Source organism: Paracraurococcus lichenis, from assembly GCF_030657435.1.
GTDB lineage: Bacteria > Pseudomonadota > Alphaproteobacteria > Acetobacterales > Acetobacteraceae > Paracraurococcus > Paracraurococcus lichenis.
The window spans coordinates 1-226 of record NZ_JAUTWS010000622.1 but is presented as its reverse complement, the minus strand read 5'-3'; the positions used below and the strand labels follow the sequence as shown (position 1 = coordinate 226).

Sequence of the window (226 nt, the reverse complement as noted above, 5' to 3'; positions counted from 1 at the left end):
GCCATCGGCCGCTTCGCCGCGCCGCGCTGGCCGCACGTGGTCCCTGGTATCCGGCATCGGCGAAGATGGTGCCGAGGAAGGGGAACAGGGCCCTGGTGCGGCGATCGAGCACGAGTGCCGCGCCGTCGCGGTCCTGCAGGTTGGCCACGTGCACGACGATGCTCAGCAGCAAGCCGAGCGTGTCGACGAGGACGTGGTACTTGACCCCCTTGATCTTCTTCCCTGC

1 protein-coding gene is annotated in these 226 nt (G+C 68.6%); it reads right to left on the bottom strand.

Going from position 1 to position 226, the window contains the following annotated elements; genetic code table 11:
• A partial coding sequence (locus Q7A36_RS41480) for a transposase (protein ID WP_305109574.1) occupies nucleotides 1-226 on the bottom strand: 226 nt, incomplete at both ends.